Source organism: Streptomyces sp. NPDC001381, from assembly GCF_042895685.1.
Taxonomy (GTDB): domain Bacteria; phylum Actinomycetota; class Actinomycetes; order Streptomycetales; family Streptomycetaceae; genus Streptomyces.
Map to the genome: position 1 here is coordinate 103,439 of NZ_JBIAWO010000009.1, position 15,126 is coordinate 118,564.

The 15,126-nt window shown below is 71.8% G+C and carries 14 protein-coding genes; 11 read left to right on the forward strand and 3 right to left on the reverse strand.

Annotated features, from left to right (window positions below; translation table 11 throughout):
- Positions 1-32: 32 nt before the first annotated feature.
- Entirely contained in the window at positions 33-2,009 is a 1,977-nt protein-coding gene (thrS, locus tag ACFY2L_RS31165) for a threonine--tRNA ligase (protein WP_390660889.1), read from the forward strand.
- 29 nt (positions 2,010-2,038) lie between these two features.
- Here the strand turns inward: thrS and ACFY2L_RS31170 are convergent, their stop codons facing one another.
- Positions 2,039-2,704 carry a potassium channel family protein gene (locus tag ACFY2L_RS31170; RefSeq protein ID WP_390660890.1) on the reverse strand — a complete coding sequence of 222 codons (666 nt, stop codon included), beginning with the start codon at positions 2,702-2,704 and terminating at the stop codon, positions 2,039-2,041.
- 67 nt (positions 2,705-2,771) lie between these two features.
- Here ACFY2L_RS31170 and ACFY2L_RS31175 point away from each other — a divergent pair, with 67 nt between their 5' ends.
- Entirely contained in the window at positions 2,772-3,332 is a 561-nt protein-coding gene (locus tag ACFY2L_RS31175; RefSeq protein ID WP_390660891.1) for an HIT family protein, read from the forward strand.
- Positions 3,333-3,439: 107 nt separating this feature from the next.
- On the opposite strand, the gene ACFY2L_RS31180 is transcribed toward ACFY2L_RS31175, so the two are convergent.
- Positions 3,440-5,104: a hypothetical protein gene (locus tag ACFY2L_RS31180; protein ID WP_390824040.1), complete on the reverse strand. Its 1,665-nt coding sequence runs from the start codon at positions 5,102-5,104 to the stop codon at positions 3,440-3,442.
- 187 nt (positions 5,105-5,291) lie between these two features.
- Complete coding sequence (locus tag ACFY2L_RS31185; protein WP_390660893.1) at positions 5,292-7,487, reverse strand: elongation factor G-like protein EF-G2; 2,196 nt, start codon at positions 7,485-7,487, stop codon at positions 5,292-5,294.
- Between the two features lie 287 nt (positions 7,488-7,774).
- Between ACFY2L_RS31185 and pgsA the strand changes: the two genes are divergently transcribed.
- The 9 genes from pgsA (at position 7,775) to ruvA (ending at position 15,123) form a co-directional block, all read left to right on the forward strand.
- Complete coding sequence (gene pgsA, locus ACFY2L_RS31190; protein WP_390660946.1) at positions 7,775-8,518, forward strand: phosphatidylinositol phosphate synthase; 744 nt, start codon at positions 7,775-7,777, stop codon at positions 8,516-8,518.
- Entirely contained in the window at positions 8,515-9,435 is a 921-nt protein-coding gene (locus ACFY2L_RS31195; RefSeq protein WP_390660894.1) for a phosphatidylinositol mannoside acyltransferase, read from the forward strand. The genes pgsA and ACFY2L_RS31195 overlap by 4 nt, the downstream gene beginning before the upstream one ends.
- Complete coding sequence (locus ACFY2L_RS31200; RefSeq protein WP_390824041.1) at positions 9,432-10,604, forward strand: glycosyltransferase family 4 protein; 1,173 nt, start codon at positions 9,432-9,434, stop codon at positions 10,602-10,604. Before ACFY2L_RS31195 ends, ACFY2L_RS31200 begins: the two co-directional genes overlap by 4 nt.
- A 269-nt stretch (positions 10,605-10,873) precedes the next feature.
- On the forward strand, positions 10,874-11,416 hold the full coding sequence (locus tag ACFY2L_RS31205) for a hypothetical protein (protein WP_390660896.1): 543 nt from the start codon (positions 10,874-10,876) through the stop codon (positions 11,414-11,416).
- 129 nt (positions 11,417-11,545) lie between these two features.
- Positions 11,546-12,451 (forward strand): pyridoxal 5'-phosphate synthase lyase subunit PdxS, encoded by a 906-nt coding sequence (gene pdxS, locus ACFY2L_RS31210; protein ID WP_390660897.1) that lies wholly within the window; start codon positions 11,546-11,548, stop codon positions 12,449-12,451.
- Positions 12,452-12,457: 6 nt separating this feature from the next.
- Complete coding sequence (gene pdxT / locus ACFY2L_RS31215) at positions 12,458-13,066, forward strand: pyridoxal 5'-phosphate synthase glutaminase subunit PdxT (RefSeq protein WP_390660898.1); 609 nt, start codon at positions 12,458-12,460, stop codon at positions 13,064-13,066.
- A gap of 48 nt (positions 13,067-13,114) precedes the next feature.
- Positions 13,115-13,867: a YebC/PmpR family DNA-binding transcriptional regulator gene (locus ACFY2L_RS31220; RefSeq protein WP_361692804.1), complete on the forward strand. Its 753-nt coding sequence runs from the start codon at positions 13,115-13,117 to the stop codon at positions 13,865-13,867.
- Between the two features lie 123 nt (positions 13,868-13,990).
- Complete coding sequence (ruvC, locus tag ACFY2L_RS31225) at positions 13,991-14,521, forward strand: crossover junction endodeoxyribonuclease RuvC (protein WP_390660899.1); 531 nt, start codon at positions 13,991-13,993, stop codon at positions 14,519-14,521.
- Positions 14,518-15,123: a Holliday junction branch migration protein RuvA gene (ruvA, locus tag ACFY2L_RS31230; protein ID WP_390824042.1), complete on the forward strand. Its 606-nt coding sequence runs from the start codon at positions 14,518-14,520 to the stop codon at positions 15,121-15,123. Before ruvC ends, ruvA begins: the two co-directional genes overlap by 4 nt.
- Positions 15,124-15,126 lie beyond the last annotated feature (3 nt).

The window sequence follows — 15,126 nt, forward strand, 5'->3', positions numbered from 1 at the left end:
GCGCCGCACCCACCTGCAGTCAGGAGAGACCGGTGTCAGACGTCCGTGTGATCATCCAACGCGATTCCGAGCGGGAAGAGCGCGCGGTGACGACGGGCACCACGGCCGCCGAGCTCTTCGCCGGCGAGCGCTCCGTCATCGCCGCACGCGTGGGCGGCGAGCTCCGGGACCTGTCGTACGTGCTCTCCGACGGCGAGGAGGTCGAGGGCGTCGAGATCTCCTCCGAGGACGGCCTCAACATCCTGCGCCACTCCACCGCGCACGTGATGGCCCAGGCCGTGCAGGAGCTCTTCCCCGAGGCCAAGCTGGGCATCGGCCCGCCGGTCAAGGACGGCTTCTACTACGACTTCGACGTCGAGAAGCCGTTCACGCCCGAGGATCTCAAGGCCATCGAGAAGAAGATGCAGGAGATCCAGAAGCGGGGGCAGAAGTTCGCCCGCCGTGCCGTCACCGACGAGGCCGCCCGCGAGGAGCTCGCGAACGAGCCCTACAAGCTGGAGCTGATCGGCCTCAAGGGCTCCGCGTCCAGCGACGACGGCGCGGACGTCGAGGTCGGCGCCGGCGAGCTGACGATCTACGACAACCTGGACGCCAAGACCGGCGAGCTGTGCTGGAAGGACCTCTGCCGCGGTCCCCACCTGCCCTCCACCCGCCTCATCCCGGCGTTCAAGCTGATGCGCAACGCGGCCGCCTACTGGCGCGGCAGCGAGAAGAACCCCATGCTCCAGCGCATCTACGGCACCGCCTGGCCGTCCAAGGACGAGCTGAAGGCGTACCTCGACTTCCTCGCCGAGGCCGAGAAGCGCGACCACCGCAAGCTGGGCTCCGAGCTCGACCTGTTCTCCATCCCCGAGCAGATCGGCTCCGGCCTCGCCGTCTTCCACCCCAAGGGCGGCGTCGTCCGCCGTGTGATGGAGGACTACTCGCGCCGCCGCCACGAGGAGGAGGGCTACGAGTTCGTCTACACCCCGCACGCGACGAAGGGGAAGCTCTTCGAGACCTCGGGCCACCTGGACTGGTACGCCGACGGCATGTACCCGCCCATGCAGCTCGACGAGGGCGTGGACTACTACCTCAAGCCCATGAACTGCCCGATGCACAACCTGATCTTCGACGCGCGCGGCCGCTCCTACCGCGAACTGCCGCTGCGCCTCTTCGAGTTCGGGACCGTGTACCGGTACGAGAAGTCGGGCGTCGTGCACGGCCTCACCCGTGCCCGCGGCTTCACCCAGGACGACGCGCACATCTACTGCACCCGTGAGCAGATGTCGGACGAGCTCGACAAGACGCTCACCTTCGTCCTCGGCCTGCTGCGCGACTACGGTCTGACCGACTTCTACCTGGAGCTGTCCACCAAGGACCCGGAGAAGTTCGTCGGCTCCGACGAGGTCTGGGAGGAGGCGACCGAGACGCTCCGCCAGGTCGCCGAGAAGCAGGGCCTGCCCCTCGTGCCCGACCCGGGCGGCGCCGCCTTCTACGGGCCGAAGATCTCCGTCCAGACCAAGGACGCCATCGGCCGCACCTGGCAGATGTCGACCATCCAGCTCGACTTCAACCTGCCCGAGCGCTTCGACCTGGAGTACACCGGCCCGGACGGCTCCAAGCAGCGTCCGGTCATGATCCACCGTGCGCTGTTCGGCTCCATCGAGCGGTTCTTCGCGGTGCTCCTGGAGCACTACGCGGGCGCCTTCCCGGCGTGGCTGGCCCCGGTCCAGGCGATCGGCATCCCGATCGGCGACGGGCACGTGGAGTACCTGGAGAAATTCGCCGCGGCCGCCAAGAAGCAGGGGCTGCGCGTCGAGGTCGACTCCTCCTCCGACCGCATGCAGAAGAAGATCCGCAACGCCCAGAAGCAGAAGGTGCCCTTCATGGTCATCGCGGGCGACGAGGACATGTCGAACGGCTCGGTGTCCTTCCGCTACCGCGACGGCTCACAGGAGAACGGCATCCCCTTCGACGAGGCCATCGCGAAGATCGCGAAGGTCGTCGAGGAGCGGACCCAGGTCTGACGCACCCGTGACACCGGCCCCCGGGGAGATCACCTCCCCGGGGGCCATCCCGGGTCCTCCCCGTCCCGCGCGAACCGCTGCATCAGCCACGACGAGAACGATCCCGTCACCGCGCCCAGCAGCGCGAGGCCGCAGCCCATCAGGACCACCGCGATCAGCCGCCCCTGCAGCGTCACCGGGACGACGTCGCCGTAGCCCACGGTCGCCAGCGTGGCGGCCGCCCACCACAGCGCGTCGCCGAAGGTGCGGATCGAGGCGCCCGCGGCTTCGTGCTCGACGTGGTACTCGGACAGGGCCGCGCTGACGCCGAGCAGGCCGGAGGACAGGCCCGCGTACATCATCACCCGCGCCTGGAGCGGCAGCCGCGGCTCGCCCCGGCGGCGCGCGTCCACGCCCTCGTAGATCCGCACGATGCGCACCGGCCGCAGCAGCGGCAGCAGCACCACCAGTGAGTCCAGCCAGTGGCGGTGCACGAAGGCCGGCCCCTCACCGCTGAGCCGCCAGCGCACCGCGTAGTCGACGACGAACAGGGACCAGGACCCGTACGTCACCGCGAGACACAGATCGCGCACGGGCTCGGGCAGTCCCTCTCCCAGGACGCGCACCCCGTACGACACGAGAAACAGGACTGAGGCCACCGCGAGCGGGGGCCCCGCCCGCCGCTCCCAGCGGGCCGTACGGTCTTCGGCGTCCACCGGCCCAGCTTCGCCCGGGAGGCACTTCTCCCAACCCCGGCGACACGCCGCAAACGGGCGACGCCATATGCTGCCTTGCATGACGAGTGAGCCGGAGCAGCAGATCGGAGTGGGGACGCAGGACGCGTTCCAGCGCCTGTGGACGCCCCACCGGATGGCCTACATCCAGGGCGAGAACAAGCCGACCGGCCCGGGTGCCGACGACGGCTGTCCCTTCTGCTCGATTCCGGCGAAGTCCGACGAGGACGGGCTGGTCGTCAAGCGGGGCGAGCACGTGTACGCGGTGCTCAACCTCTACCCGTACAACGGCGGCCATCTGATGACCGTGCCCTACCGGCACGTCGCCGACTACACCGATCTGACCGGGCCCGAGACCGTCGAGCTGGCCGAGCTGACCAAGCAGGCGATGACGGCGTTGCGCACCGCGTCCGGCGCGCACGGCTTCAACATCGGGATGAACCAGGGGACCGTGGCGGGCGCGGGCATCGCCGCCCACCTGCACCAGCACATCGTGCCCCGCTGGGGCGGCGACACCAACTTCATGCCCGTGGTCGGCCACACGCGCGTGCTGCCCCAGCTGCTGGCGGACACGCGGAAGATGCTCGCGGAGGCCTGGCCGCAGGCGTGATCGCCGGCTCGTCCGGCGGGCGAGGACGAGAGTGCGGGCCGATGGGGCCGGGGCAGCCCGCCCCGGCCCCATCGGCCCGTCCGCACGCAGGTCGAGCCGTCACAGGCCTACGCGTCGTAGGTGTCGGCCTTCTTCGGGGAGACCTCCTGGACCGCGCCGCTGAGGGCCGAGGCGCGCGAGCTGAACTTCTCCACGTCCACGTCGTGCTCCCTGAGCACCCGGAGCGCGGCCCTGTGCACCGCCCGCAGCACCGGTGTGGCCGCGCGCAGCGCGTCGTCGGCCATGAAGCGGTGGCTCCAGGGCTGGTCGGCCCAGGCGTGCCGCAGGCCGAAGGGCTCCGGCAGGCCGATGGAGCCGCCGAGCCACTTCAGCAGCGGCGGATACCAGCTGATCGTGGCCCGGGCGGCGACCCGGACCACCTCGTCGGGCGTGACCAGCGGCAGCTTGACGGTCCGGGTCTCCCAGAAGCGGACGGTCTTGGCGACCTCCTTGGTGGGGGCCTCCGGCTTGGTGCTGAACAGGCCGTTGACCGGGCCCAGGGCGTGTCCGGTGACCTCGATGCGCAGGGTCTCCTTGAGCACGGTCACGGTGATCATCATGGTGAGGATCAGATCGCCGTTCCACAGATGGGGCCACTGCACCCCCAGGTAGTGCCGGTCGCCGCTGTCGAACTGATGGTTGTTGCAGATGTCCTCGACGGCCTTCGGCTTGACCTGGTACGCCTCGACGTCGGTCCCCTCGGGCCGGGCCACCGCCTTGGCGCCCGCCCCCACATGCGTGACGATCCAGTGCCGTACCGACGGCTGGGGGAAGCCTCCGGTCTTCAGATGCTGCCGGTGCAGCACGCTCAGCTCGTCGTGGATCGCCCGGACGACCGTCCAGCTGCGGAACTCGTGGACGCCCTTGACCGGGTCGGTCGGCACCAGCTCCTCCGCGAGGTGCCAGGCGCCCCACCGCGTGCCCATGCCGAGTATGCCCTTGGGGCCGGCGTAGAAGACCGAGTTCGACTGCTGCTCGGCGCTGAGCCGGGCCAGGGACTGGCGCAGCTGCTCGGCCGCGGCCTGGTCGGGGCTGGTGGGCACCGCCTCGGGGACCTTCGCGCCGACGCTGCCGCCGGACAGCAGGCTGTCCCAGCGCTCGCGCAGATCGAGCGCCGTGCTCTCGCACACCCGCTTGGCCAGGAACCAGCCGGCCACCGGGGCCACGATGCACCCGCGCGCGTACCACCCCGCGAGGCCGGCGAACGGCATGCGGACCAGGAAGATCACGGCGAGGGCGGCCACGGCGACCAGCAGGCCGGTACCGAGACCGGAGATCCGCTTGTTGTCCGTCCTGCCCATGGTGGCCCGGAGCTGGAAGACGAGCAGCCAGACCAGCAGGCCCGGCAGGAAGAGCACCCCGCACAGCAGCATGATGCCGGTCAGCTTCTGGTCGCGTTCGCGGCGGATGCGGTTGGCCGCGAGGCAGTGCTCGACGACGACCTGCGGTTCGCTGCCGAAGGACTGGATGAGCGGCTTGCGGCCGACGCCCAGCATGCGGTCGATCACCGCCTGGGAGTACGCCTCACCGAAGTTGGGCCGGAAGATCTTGGCCCACCTGCGGCCCTCGTTGACCGTCGACTGGTGCCATTCGTTGTCGGCCTTCTTTATCTCCTCCATGGGGGTGTCCCGGTAGGCCGCCGAGGCAAGGGCGTAGGTCGGGGCCTGCCCCTCGCCGCCCGTCCGCGGCACCTGTGGTCCGAAGATGTCCGCCCAACCGCTGTCAACGGTCATTCCCGCCCCCGATCGCCGCAACTCTCGCTCCTGCGGCCTTCCCGACTTCCGTACTCCGCACACCTGTTGATCAGGTCATCAGCGTATCCCCAGCCACCGGCGTCCGTCGGCGGACGGCCGAAGCCGCCCGCCGAACCGGAGGATCACCTTCCTCACGCGCCACTTGAGTGTGACGTGGCATCAATCCCTAACTGGCCTCCGCCTGTTGGCGCACCCGCTCGGCCACCTGCGCCGGCATCGGCTCGTGCCGGGCGTAGGAGCGGTGGAAGCGGGCCGTGCCGTGCGAGACCGAGCGCAGATCGACCGCGTACCGGCCGATCTCGATCTCGGGCACCTCGGCCCGCACCAAGGTGCGCCCGCCGGCCGTCTGCTCGGTGCCCAGCACCCGGCCGCGCCGCCCCGACAGGTCGCTCATCACGGCGCCCACGTAGTCGTCGCCGACCAGGACGCTCACCTCGGCCACCGGCTCGAGGAGATGGATCTTCGCGTCGGCCGCGGCCTCCCGCAGCGCCAGCGCGCCGGCCGTCTGGAACGCGGCGTCGGAGGAGTCCACCGAGTGCGCCTTGCCGTCGAGCAGGGTGATCCGCACGTCGACCAGCGGATGCCCGCTCGCGACCCCCTTGGCCGCCTGTGCCCGCACGCCCTTCTCGACGGACGGGATGAACTGCCGCGGCACCGCGCCGCCGACGACCTTGTCCACGAACTCGATGCCGGAGCCGCCCGGCAGCGGCTCCACCTCGATCTCGCAGATGGCGTACTGCCCGTGCCCCCCGGACTGCTTGACGTGCCGCCCGCGCCCGGCCGACGGGCCGGCGAACGTCTCCCGCAGGGAGACCTTGTGCGGTACGACGTCGACCTGGACGCCGTAGCGGGAGCGCAGCCGCTCCAGGGCCACGTCCGCGTGCGCCTCGCCCAGGCACCACAGCACGACCTGGTGGGTGTCCTGGTTCTGCTCCAGGCGCATCGTCGGGTCCTCGGCGACCAGCCGGGCCAGGCCCTGCGACAGTTTGTCCTCGTCGGGCTTGCTGTGCGCCTGGATGGCCAGCGGCAGCAGCGGGTCGGGCATCTGCCAGGGCTCCATGAGCAGCGGGTCGTCCTTCGCGGAGAGCGTGTCGCCGGTCTCCGCACGGCTGAGTTTCGCCACGCACGCGAGGTCGCCCGCGATGGCGTGCGTCAGGACCCGCTGCTGTTTGCCGAAGGGAGCCGACAGGGCGCCGACGCGCTCGTCGACGTCGTGGTCCTCGTGGCCCCGGTCGGTCAGCCCGTGTCCGGAGACATGGACGGTCTCGTCGGGGCGCAGGGTGCCGGAGAACACGCGCACCAGCGAGACCCGGCCGACGTAGGGGTCGGACGAGGTCTTCACGACCTCCGCGACCAGCGGCCCGTCCGGGTCGCAGGGTGCCAGCTCGCGCGGCCTCCCGTCGACCGTCGTCACCCGTGGCGCCTCGCGCTCCAGGGGCGTCGGGAAGCCCCTCGTGATCAGCTCCAGCAGTTCGACGGTGCCGATGCCCTGCCGGGCGCCGTCGGCGGCGGGGGCGGCCGCCAGGACGGGGAAGAACGTACCGCGCGCGACGGCCCGCTCCAGGTCCTCGATCAGCGTCTTGACGTCGACCTGCTCACCGCCGAGATAGCGGTCCATCAGGGTCTCGTCCTCGCTCTCGGCGATGATCCCCTCGATCAGCCGGCCGCGGGCCTCCTCCAGGTCCGGCAGCACGTCCTCGCCCGGCTCCAGCTCCTCGCGCTCGCCGGAGGAGTAGTCGAACAGCTTCTGCGAGAGCAGCCCGGTCAGGCCGGTCACGGGCGCGTGCCCGTCCGGCGCCTGCGGGCCGCGCAGCGGCAGGTACAGCGGGAGGACGGCGTCCGGATCGTCGCCGCCGAACGCCTCCGCGCAGATCCGTGTCATCTCCTCGAAGTCCGCGCGGGCGGCCTCCAGGTGCGTGACGACGATCGCGCGCGGCATGCCGACGGCCGCGCACTCCTCCCACACCATGCGGGTCGAGCCGTCCACGCCGTCCGAGGCCGAGACGACGAAGAGGGCCGCGTCCGCGGCGCGCAGACCGGCCCTGAGCTCCCCGACGAAGTCGGCGTATCCGGGGGTGTCGAGGAGGTTGACCTTGATGCCGTCCCATTCGACCGGCACCAGGGACAGCTGTACGGAGCGCTGTTGCCGGTGCTCGATCTCGTCGTAGTCCGAGACGGTGCCGCCGTCCTCCACGCGGCCCGCCCGGTTCACCGCTCCCGCCGTCAGCGCGAGAGCCTCCACCAATGTCGTCTTGCCCGAACCGGAGTGGCCGACCAGCACCACATTCCGTACGGACGCGGGGTGGTCGGCCGCCGTAGCCCTGCCGGCGGCCCCGGGGTGTGTGTTCGCCTTGTCGCCCATCGTCTTGCCTCCCGTGCACGGTGAGGTCACTGGGGGCGCGGGCACGACGGCCCCGCGTGCGATGGCGGCTCCGGCGACGCCCGCGGTCCTTCGAGCTTTCCACTCCCGTCACGGCGCGTCCATACGACGGACGCCCCGGCACCTCCCGGCCGTGCCGGGGGCCGCGTCGGGCGGCGCGTTCCGGCCGTTCCGCGAGCGGGGCGCGACCGGGCCGTGACCGGGATGCCGCGTGGCCGTGACACGGGGGCCGGGTGCCCGCCCGTCGCACACACGCGCGCGTGGCTACGATGGGCCAGCCGGTGGCCAGCAGGGGCCGCGCGGCGACACCGACCCTCGGGAAGGCCATGCTGAACAAGTACGCGCGTGCATTCTTCACGCGTGTCCTCACTCCGTTCGCCGCGTTTCTGATCCGCAGAGGCGTCAGCCCCGACACGGTCACGCTCATCGGCACCGCCGGGGTGGTCGCGGGGGCGCTGGTCTTCTATCCCCGGGGCGAGTTCTTCTGGGGCACGGTCGTGATCACGCTGTTCGTGTTCTCCGACCTCGTCGACGGGAACATGGCCCGCCAGCTCGGCCGCTCCAGCCGCTGGGGCGCCTTCCTGGACTCCACGCTCGACCGGGTCGCCGACGGCGCGATCTTCGGCGGCTTCGCCCTCTGGTACGCGGGGGGCGGCGACGACAACGTGCTGTGCGCCGTCTCGATCTTCTGCCTGGCCAGCGGCCAGGTGGTGTCGTACACCAAGGCGCGGGGCGAGTCGATCGGGCTGCCGGTCGCCGTCAACGGGCTCGTCGAGCGGGCCGAACGCCTGGTGGTCTCCCTGGTCGCGGCCGGACTGGCGGGGCTGCACACGTTCGGCGTGCCGGGCATCCAGTACCTGCTGCCGGTCGCCCTGTGGATCGTCGCCGTGGGCAGCCTGGTCACCCTGATCCAGCGGGTCGTCACCGTCCGGCGGGAGTCGGCCGAGGCGGAGGCCGCCGCGGCCGAGGAGGCCCAGGGACACGAGGCCCAGGGGAGCGAGGCCGCGAAGTGAGCCCCCAGGAGCGCCTGGCCGACGCGCTGTACGGTCTCGGCTGGAGCACCGTCAAGAAGCTCCCCGAGCCGGCCGCCGTGCGTCTGGGCCGGTCCGTCGCCGACCTCGCCTGGAAACGCCGCGGCAAGGGCGTGCGAAGGCTGGAGAGCAACTACGCGCGCGTGGTGCCCGACGCCGGCCCCGAGCGCCTCGCCGAGCTCTCCCGCGCGGGCATGCGGTCCTACCTGCGGTACTGGATGGAGTCCTTCCGGCTGCCCGCGTGGAGCGAGGAGCGGATCAGGACCGGTTTCGAGCCCAAGGACCTGCACCACCTCACCGACGGCCTCGCCGCCGGCCGGGGCGTCGTCCTCGCGCTGCCCCACATGGCCAACTGGGACCTCGCGGGCGCCTGGGTCACCACCCGACTGCGGATCCCGTTCACCACGGTCGCCGAGCGCCTCAGGCCCGAGTCCCTGTACGACCGCTTCGTCGCCTATCGCGAGGGCCTCGGCATGGAGGTCCTGCCGCACAGCGGCGGCGCCGCCTTCGGCACCCTGGCCCGGCGGCTGCGCGACGGCGGCCTGGTCTGCCTGGTCGCCGAGCGCGACCTGTCCGCCTCGGGCGTCGAGGTGACCTTCTTCGGCGACACGGCCACCATGCCCGCGGGGCCGGCCCTGCTCGCCCAGCAGACCGGCGCGCTCCTGCTCCCCGTCACGCTCTGGTACGACGACTCGCCGGTCATGCGGGGCCGCGTCCATCCCCCGGTCGAGGTGCCCGGGACAGGTACGCGGGCCGAGAAGACGTCTGTCATGACACAAGCCCTGGCAGACACCTTCGCCTCGGGCATCGCCGACCACCCGGAGGACTGGCACATGCTGCAGCGGCTGTGGCGCGCGGATCTCGACCCCGCCCGCCCGGGTCCCGGGGGGACCGCGTGAGGATCGGCATCGTCTGCCCGTACTCCTGGGACGTGCCGGGTGGCGTCCAGTTCCACATCCGCGACCTCGCCGAGTACTTCATCCGGCTCGGCCACGAGGTGTCCGTCCTCGCCCCCGCGGACGACGACACCCCGCTGCCGCCGTACGTCGTCTCGGCCGGCCGCGCGGTCCCGGTGCCGTACAACGGCTCGGTGGCCCGGCTGAACTTCGGCTTCCTCAGTGCCGCGCGCGTGCGCCGCTGGCTGCACGACGGCTCCTTCGACGTCATCCACATCCACGAGCCGACGTCCCCCTCGCTGGGCCTGCTGGCGTGCTGGGCCGCGCAGGGACCCATCGTCGCCACCTTCCACACCTCCAACCCCCGCTCGCGCGCGATGATCGCCGCGTACGCGATCCTCCAGGCCGCCCTGGAGAAGATCAGCGCGCGGATCGCGGTCAGCGAGTACGCCCGCCGCACCCTGGTCGAGCACCTCGGCGGGGACGCGGTCGTCATCCCCAACGGCGTCGACGTCGACTTCTTCGCCAAGGCCGAGCCCAGACCGGAGTGGCAGGGCGACACCATCGGCTTCGTCGGCCGCATCGACGAGCCCCGCAAGGGCCTGCCGGTGCTGATGAAGGCGCTGCCGCGGATCCTCGCCGAGCGCCCGAACGCCCGTCTGCTGGTGGCCGGGCGCGGCGACGAGGAGGAGGCGGTGGCGCACCTGCCGAAGGAGCTGCGCGGGCGCGTGGAGTTCCTCGGCATGGTCAGCGACGAGGACAAGGCCCGCTTCCTGCGCAGCGTCGACCTGTACGTCGCCCCCAACACCGGGGGCGAGAGCTTCGGCATCATCCTCGTCGAGGCCATGTCGGCGGGCGCCCCCGTCCTCGCCTCCGACCTCGACGCCTTCGCGCAGGTCCTCGACCAGGGCGCGGCGGGCGAGCTGTTCGCCAACGAGGACGCCGACGCGCTGGCCAAGGCGGCCGTACGGCTCCTGGGCGACCCGGAGCGCAGGGCCGAACTGCGCGAGCGGGGCAGCGCCCACGTCCGGCGCTTCGACTGGTCCACCGTCGGCGCGGACATCCTGTCGGTGTACGAGACGGTCACGGCGGGCGCGGCGGCGGTCGCGGCGGCCGGCGACGACCGGGGGGCGCCGGGGCTCCGGTCCCGGCTGGGACTGGCGCGCGACTGACGGGCGTCGCGGTCCCGGCCGGGGACCGGCGCGGGGCTGACCGGCCTCGGGTACGGCGGGACGCGTCGCCGGCTTCGCTGTCCGTGACCGCACCCTTCGGCTGGTCCAGGGGGGGGCGCGGTCATCCTGTCGGTGTCTGAGGCGGTTCACGGCGGGCGCTGCGGCGCTGGCGGCGGCTGCCGCGGCCGGCGACGACCGGGGGCGCCGGGACCGGGGCGGGGCTGACCGGCCCCCGGTGCAGTGGGAGCGCACCGCTAGCCTTGCTGTCCGTGACCGCAACCCTCATCTGGGCCCTCGTCGTCCTCGTCGTCATCGGCCTGTACCTGAGCTGGACGGCCGGGCGGCTGGACCGCCTGCACGCCCGCATCGACGCCGCCCGCGCCGCGCTGGATGCCCAGCTGCTGCGCCGGGCGTCCGTGGCCCAGGAGCTGGCCACCTCCGGGGTCCTCGACCCGGCCGCCTCGATCGTCCTGTACGAGGCCGCGCACGCCGCCCGGCAGGCCGAGGAGGAACAGCGGGAGGTCGCCGAGAGCGAGCTGAGCCAGGCGCTGCGGGCGGTCTTCGCGGACCCGCAGCAGGTGGAGGTCGTCCGCGAGGCGCCCGGGGGAGAGGCGGCGACCCACGAGCTCACGGAGGCCGTCCGCCGCGTCCCCATGGCCCGGCGCTTCCACAACGACGCCGTGGGCGCGGCCCGCCGCCTGCGCGAGCACCGCAAGGTCCGCTGGTTCCGCCTCGCCGGCCACGCCCCCTTCCCGATGGCCTTCGAGATGGACGACGAGCCGCCGGCCGCCCTCGCCGACCGGGCCGCCTGAGACGGCCCCGGCAGGGCCGCGAGCCGAAAAGGATCCACCGGCTTGCCATTGGCCCTTGCTGTGGACTGGTCCACTCACGTTTCCTCGGTGACTGCACCATCCCCTCTTCCACTCCAGTGAGGTCAACCCGTGTCCATCACCGAGAACCAGGCTCCCGAGACCGGCACCGCGCGCGTGAAGCGCGGGATGGCCGAGCAGCTCAAGGGCGGCGTGATCATGGACGTCGTCACGCCGGAGCAGGCGAAGATCGCCGAGGACGCGGGGGCCGTCGCCGTCATGGCCCTGGAGCGGGTCCCGGCCGACATCCGCAAGGACGGCGGCGTGGCCCGGATGTCCGACCCGGACATGATCGAGGGCATCATCGAGGCCGTCTCCATCCCGGTCATGGCCAAGTCCCGCATCGGCCACTTCGTCGAGGCCCAGGTCCTGCAGTCGCTCGGCGTGGACTACATCGACGAGTCCGAGGTCCTCACCCCGGCCGACGAGGTCAACCACTCCGACAAGTGGGCCTTCACCACCCCCTTCGTCTGCGGCGCCACCAACCTGGGCGAGGCCCTGCGCCGTATCGCCGAGGGCGCCGCGATGATCCGCTCCAAGGGCGAGGCCGGCACCGGCAACGTCGTCGAGGCCGTCCGCCACCTGCGCCAGATCAAGAACGAGATCGCCCGGCTGCGCGGCTACGACAACAACGAGCTGTACGCCGCCGCCAAGGAGCTGCGCGCCCCGTACGAGCTGGTCAAGGAGGTCGCCGAGCTGGGCAAGCTCCCCGTGGTGCTGTTCTCCGCCGGCGGTGTGGCCACCCCGGCCGACGCCGCGCTGATGCGCCAGCTCGGCGCCGAGGGCGTCTTCGTCGGCTCCGGCATCTTCAAGTCCGGCGACCCGGCCAAGCGCGCCGCCGCCATCGTGAAGGCCACCACCTTCTACGACGACCCGAAGATCATCGCGGACGCGTCCCGCAACCTGGGCGAGGCCATGGTCGGCATCAACTGCGACACCCTCCCCGAGGCCGAGCGCTACGCCAACCGCGGCTGGTAAGCACCCATGACCGAAGCCCCTGTCGTAGGCGTCCTGGCCCTCCAGGGCGACGTACGGGAGCACCTCATCGCCCTGGCCGCGGCCGACGCCGTGGCCAGGCCGGTGCGGCGTCCCGAGGAACTCGCCGAGGTGGACGGCCTCGTCATCCCCGGCGGCGAGTCCACCACCATCTCCAAGCTGGCCGTGCTGTTCGGCGTGATGGAGCCCCTCCGCGCGCGCGTGCGCGCCGGCCTGCCCGTCTACGGCACCTGCGCCGGACTGATCATGCTCGCCGACAAGATCCTCGACCCCCGCTCGGGCCAGGAGACCATCGGCGGCATCGACATGATCGTGCGCCGCAACGCCTTCGGACGCCAGAACGAGTCCTTCGAGGCGGCGGTGGACGTCCGCGGCGTCGAGGGCGATCCTGTGGAAGGCGTGTTCATCCGCGCCCCCTGGGTGGAGTCCGTCGGCGCCCAGGCCGAGGTGCTCGCCGAGCACGACGGCCACATCGTCGCGGTCCGTCAGGGCAACGCGCTCGCCACGTCGTTCCACCCGGAACTGACCGGCGACCACCGCGTGCACTGCCTGTTCGTCGACATGGTGCGCGCCAACCGGGCGGCCGAGTCCTTGTAGGATCTCTGGCGTTCGTTATGTGGATGGTTACGCGAAGGAGACAGGCAGATGTCCGGCCACTCTAAATGGGCTACGACGAAGCACAAGAAGGCCGTGATCGACGCCAAGCGCGGCAAGCTCTTCGCGAAGCTGATCAAGAACATCGAGGTCGCCGCGCGGATGGGCGGCGTCGACCTGGACGGCAACCCCACGCTGTACGACGCCGTGCAGAAGGCCAAGAAGCAGTCGGTGCCGAACAAGAACATCGACTCCGCGATCAAGCGCGGCGGCGGTCTCGAGGCCGGCGGTGCCGACTACGAGACGATCATGTACGAGGGTTACGGCCCGAACGGCGTCGCGGTGCTCATCGAGTGCCTCACCGACAACCGCAACCGCGCCGCCTCCGACGTCCGCGTCGCCATGACCCGCAACGGCGGCAACATGGCCGACCCGGGCTCGGTGTCGTACATGTTCAGCCGCAAGGGCGTCGTCATCGTCCCCAAGGGCGAGCTGAGTGAGGACGACGTCCTCGGCGCCGTCCTGGACGCGGGCGCCGAGGAGGTCAACGACCTCGGTGAGACCTTCGAGGTCATCAGCGAGGCCACCGACCTGGTCGCGGTCCGCACCGCCCTCCAGGAGGCCGGGATCGACTACGACTCCGCCGAGTCCAGCTTCGTGCCGTCCGTCCAGGTCGAACTGGACGAGGAGGGCGCCAAGAAGATCTTCAAGCTGATCGACGCGCTCGAGGACAGCGACGACGTGCAGAACGTCTTCGCCAACTTCGACGTCAGCGACGAGATCATGGAGAAGGTCGACGCCTGAGCCGGCGCTCCTGCTCGAACGGGCCGACGGGACACCCCCGTCGGCCCGTCGCGTTGTCAGTGGCACCCGATAGCCTGCACAAACAGGCGATCGACGGCCGAGGCCGAGAGGGAGGGGGCGCGGGTGCGCGTACTCGGGGTGGACCCCGGACTGACGCGGTGCGGTGTCGGCGTCGTCGAGGGAGTCGCGGGCCGGCCGCTCAGCATGCTCGGCGTGGGCGTCGTCCGCACCCCCGCCGACGCCGAGCTGGGGCTGCGCCTCGTCGCCGTCGAGCAGGGCATCGAGCGGTGGCTCGACGAGTACCGGCCCGAATTCGTCGCCGTGGAGCGGGTGTTCAGCCAGCACAACGTCCGGACCGTCATGGGCACCGCCCAGGCCAGCGCCGTCGCCATGCTGTGCGCCGCCCGCCGCGGCATCCCCGTCGCCCTGCACACCCCCAGCGAGGTCAAGGCCGCCGTCACCGGCAGCGGCCGCGCCGACAAGGCCCAGGTCGGCGCCATGGTGACCCGGCTGCTGCGGCTGAGCGCGCCCCCCAGGCCCGCCGACGCCGCCGACGCCCTCGCCCTCGCCATCTGCCACATCTGGCGCGCCCCCGCGCAGAACCGACTCCAGCAGGCCGTCGCCCTGCACACATCGAAAGGCCGTAAGGGATGATCGCCTTCGTCAGCGGACCGGTCGCCGCGCTCGCCCCCGACTCCGCCGTGGTCGAGGTGGGCGGCATCGGCATCGCCGTCCAGTGCACCCCCGACACCCTGTCCGGACTGCGCATGGGGCAGCAGACGAAACTGGCCACCTCCCTCGTCGTCCGCGAGGACTCCCTGACCCTGTACGGCTTCGCCGACGACGACGAGCGCCAGGTCTTCGAGCTGCTCCAGACCGCGAGCGGGGTCGGCCCCCGGCTCGCCCAGGCCATGCTGGCCGTGCACCGGCCCGACGCCCTGCGCCGCGCCGTGTCGACCGGTGACGAGAAAGCGCTGATCGCCGTCCCCGGCATCGGCAGGAAGGGCGCCCAGAAGCTGCTGCTGGAGCTGAAGGACCGGCTCGGCGAGCCCCTCGGCGCCCCCGCCGTCGGCGCCCCGGTCACCCAGGGCTGGCGCGACCAGCTGCACGCCGCCCTGATCGGCCTGGGATACGCGACCCGCGAGGCCGACGAGGCCGTGGCCGCCGTGACACCGCAGGCCGAGGCCGCCGAGGGCACCCCACAGGTGGGCCAGCTGCTCAAGGCCGCCCTGCAGACGCTGAACCGAGCCCGCTGACCC

Excerpts from the sequence above, each read along its gene's own strand:
- ACFY2L_RS31185 (WP_390660893.1), bottom strand. The coding sequence starts at position 7,487 with ATGGGCGACAAGGCGAACACACACCCCGGGGCCGCCGGCAGGGCTACG.
- pgsA (WP_390660946.1), top strand. The coding sequence starts at position 7,775 with ATGGGCCAGCCGGTGGCCAGCAGGGGCCGCGCGGCGACACCGACCCTC.
- ACFY2L_RS31175 (WP_390660891.1), top strand. The coding sequence starts at position 2,772 with ATGCTGCCTTGCATGACGAGTGAGCCGGAGCAGCAGATCGGAGTGGGG.
- ACFY2L_RS31180 (WP_390824040.1), bottom strand. The coding sequence starts at position 5,104 with ATGACCGTTGACAGCGGTTGGGCGGACATCTTCGGACCACAGGTGCCG.
- pdxT (WP_390660898.1), top strand. The coding sequence starts at position 12,458 with ATGACCGAAGCCCCTGTCGTAGGCGTCCTGGCCCTCCAGGGCGACGTA.
- ACFY2L_RS31220 (WP_361692804.1), top strand. The coding sequence starts at position 13,115 with ATGTCCGGCCACTCTAAATGGGCTACGACGAAGCACAAGAAGGCCGTG.
- ruvA (WP_390824042.1), top strand. The coding sequence starts at position 14,518 with ATGATCGCCTTCGTCAGCGGACCGGTCGCCGCGCTCGCCCCCGACTCC.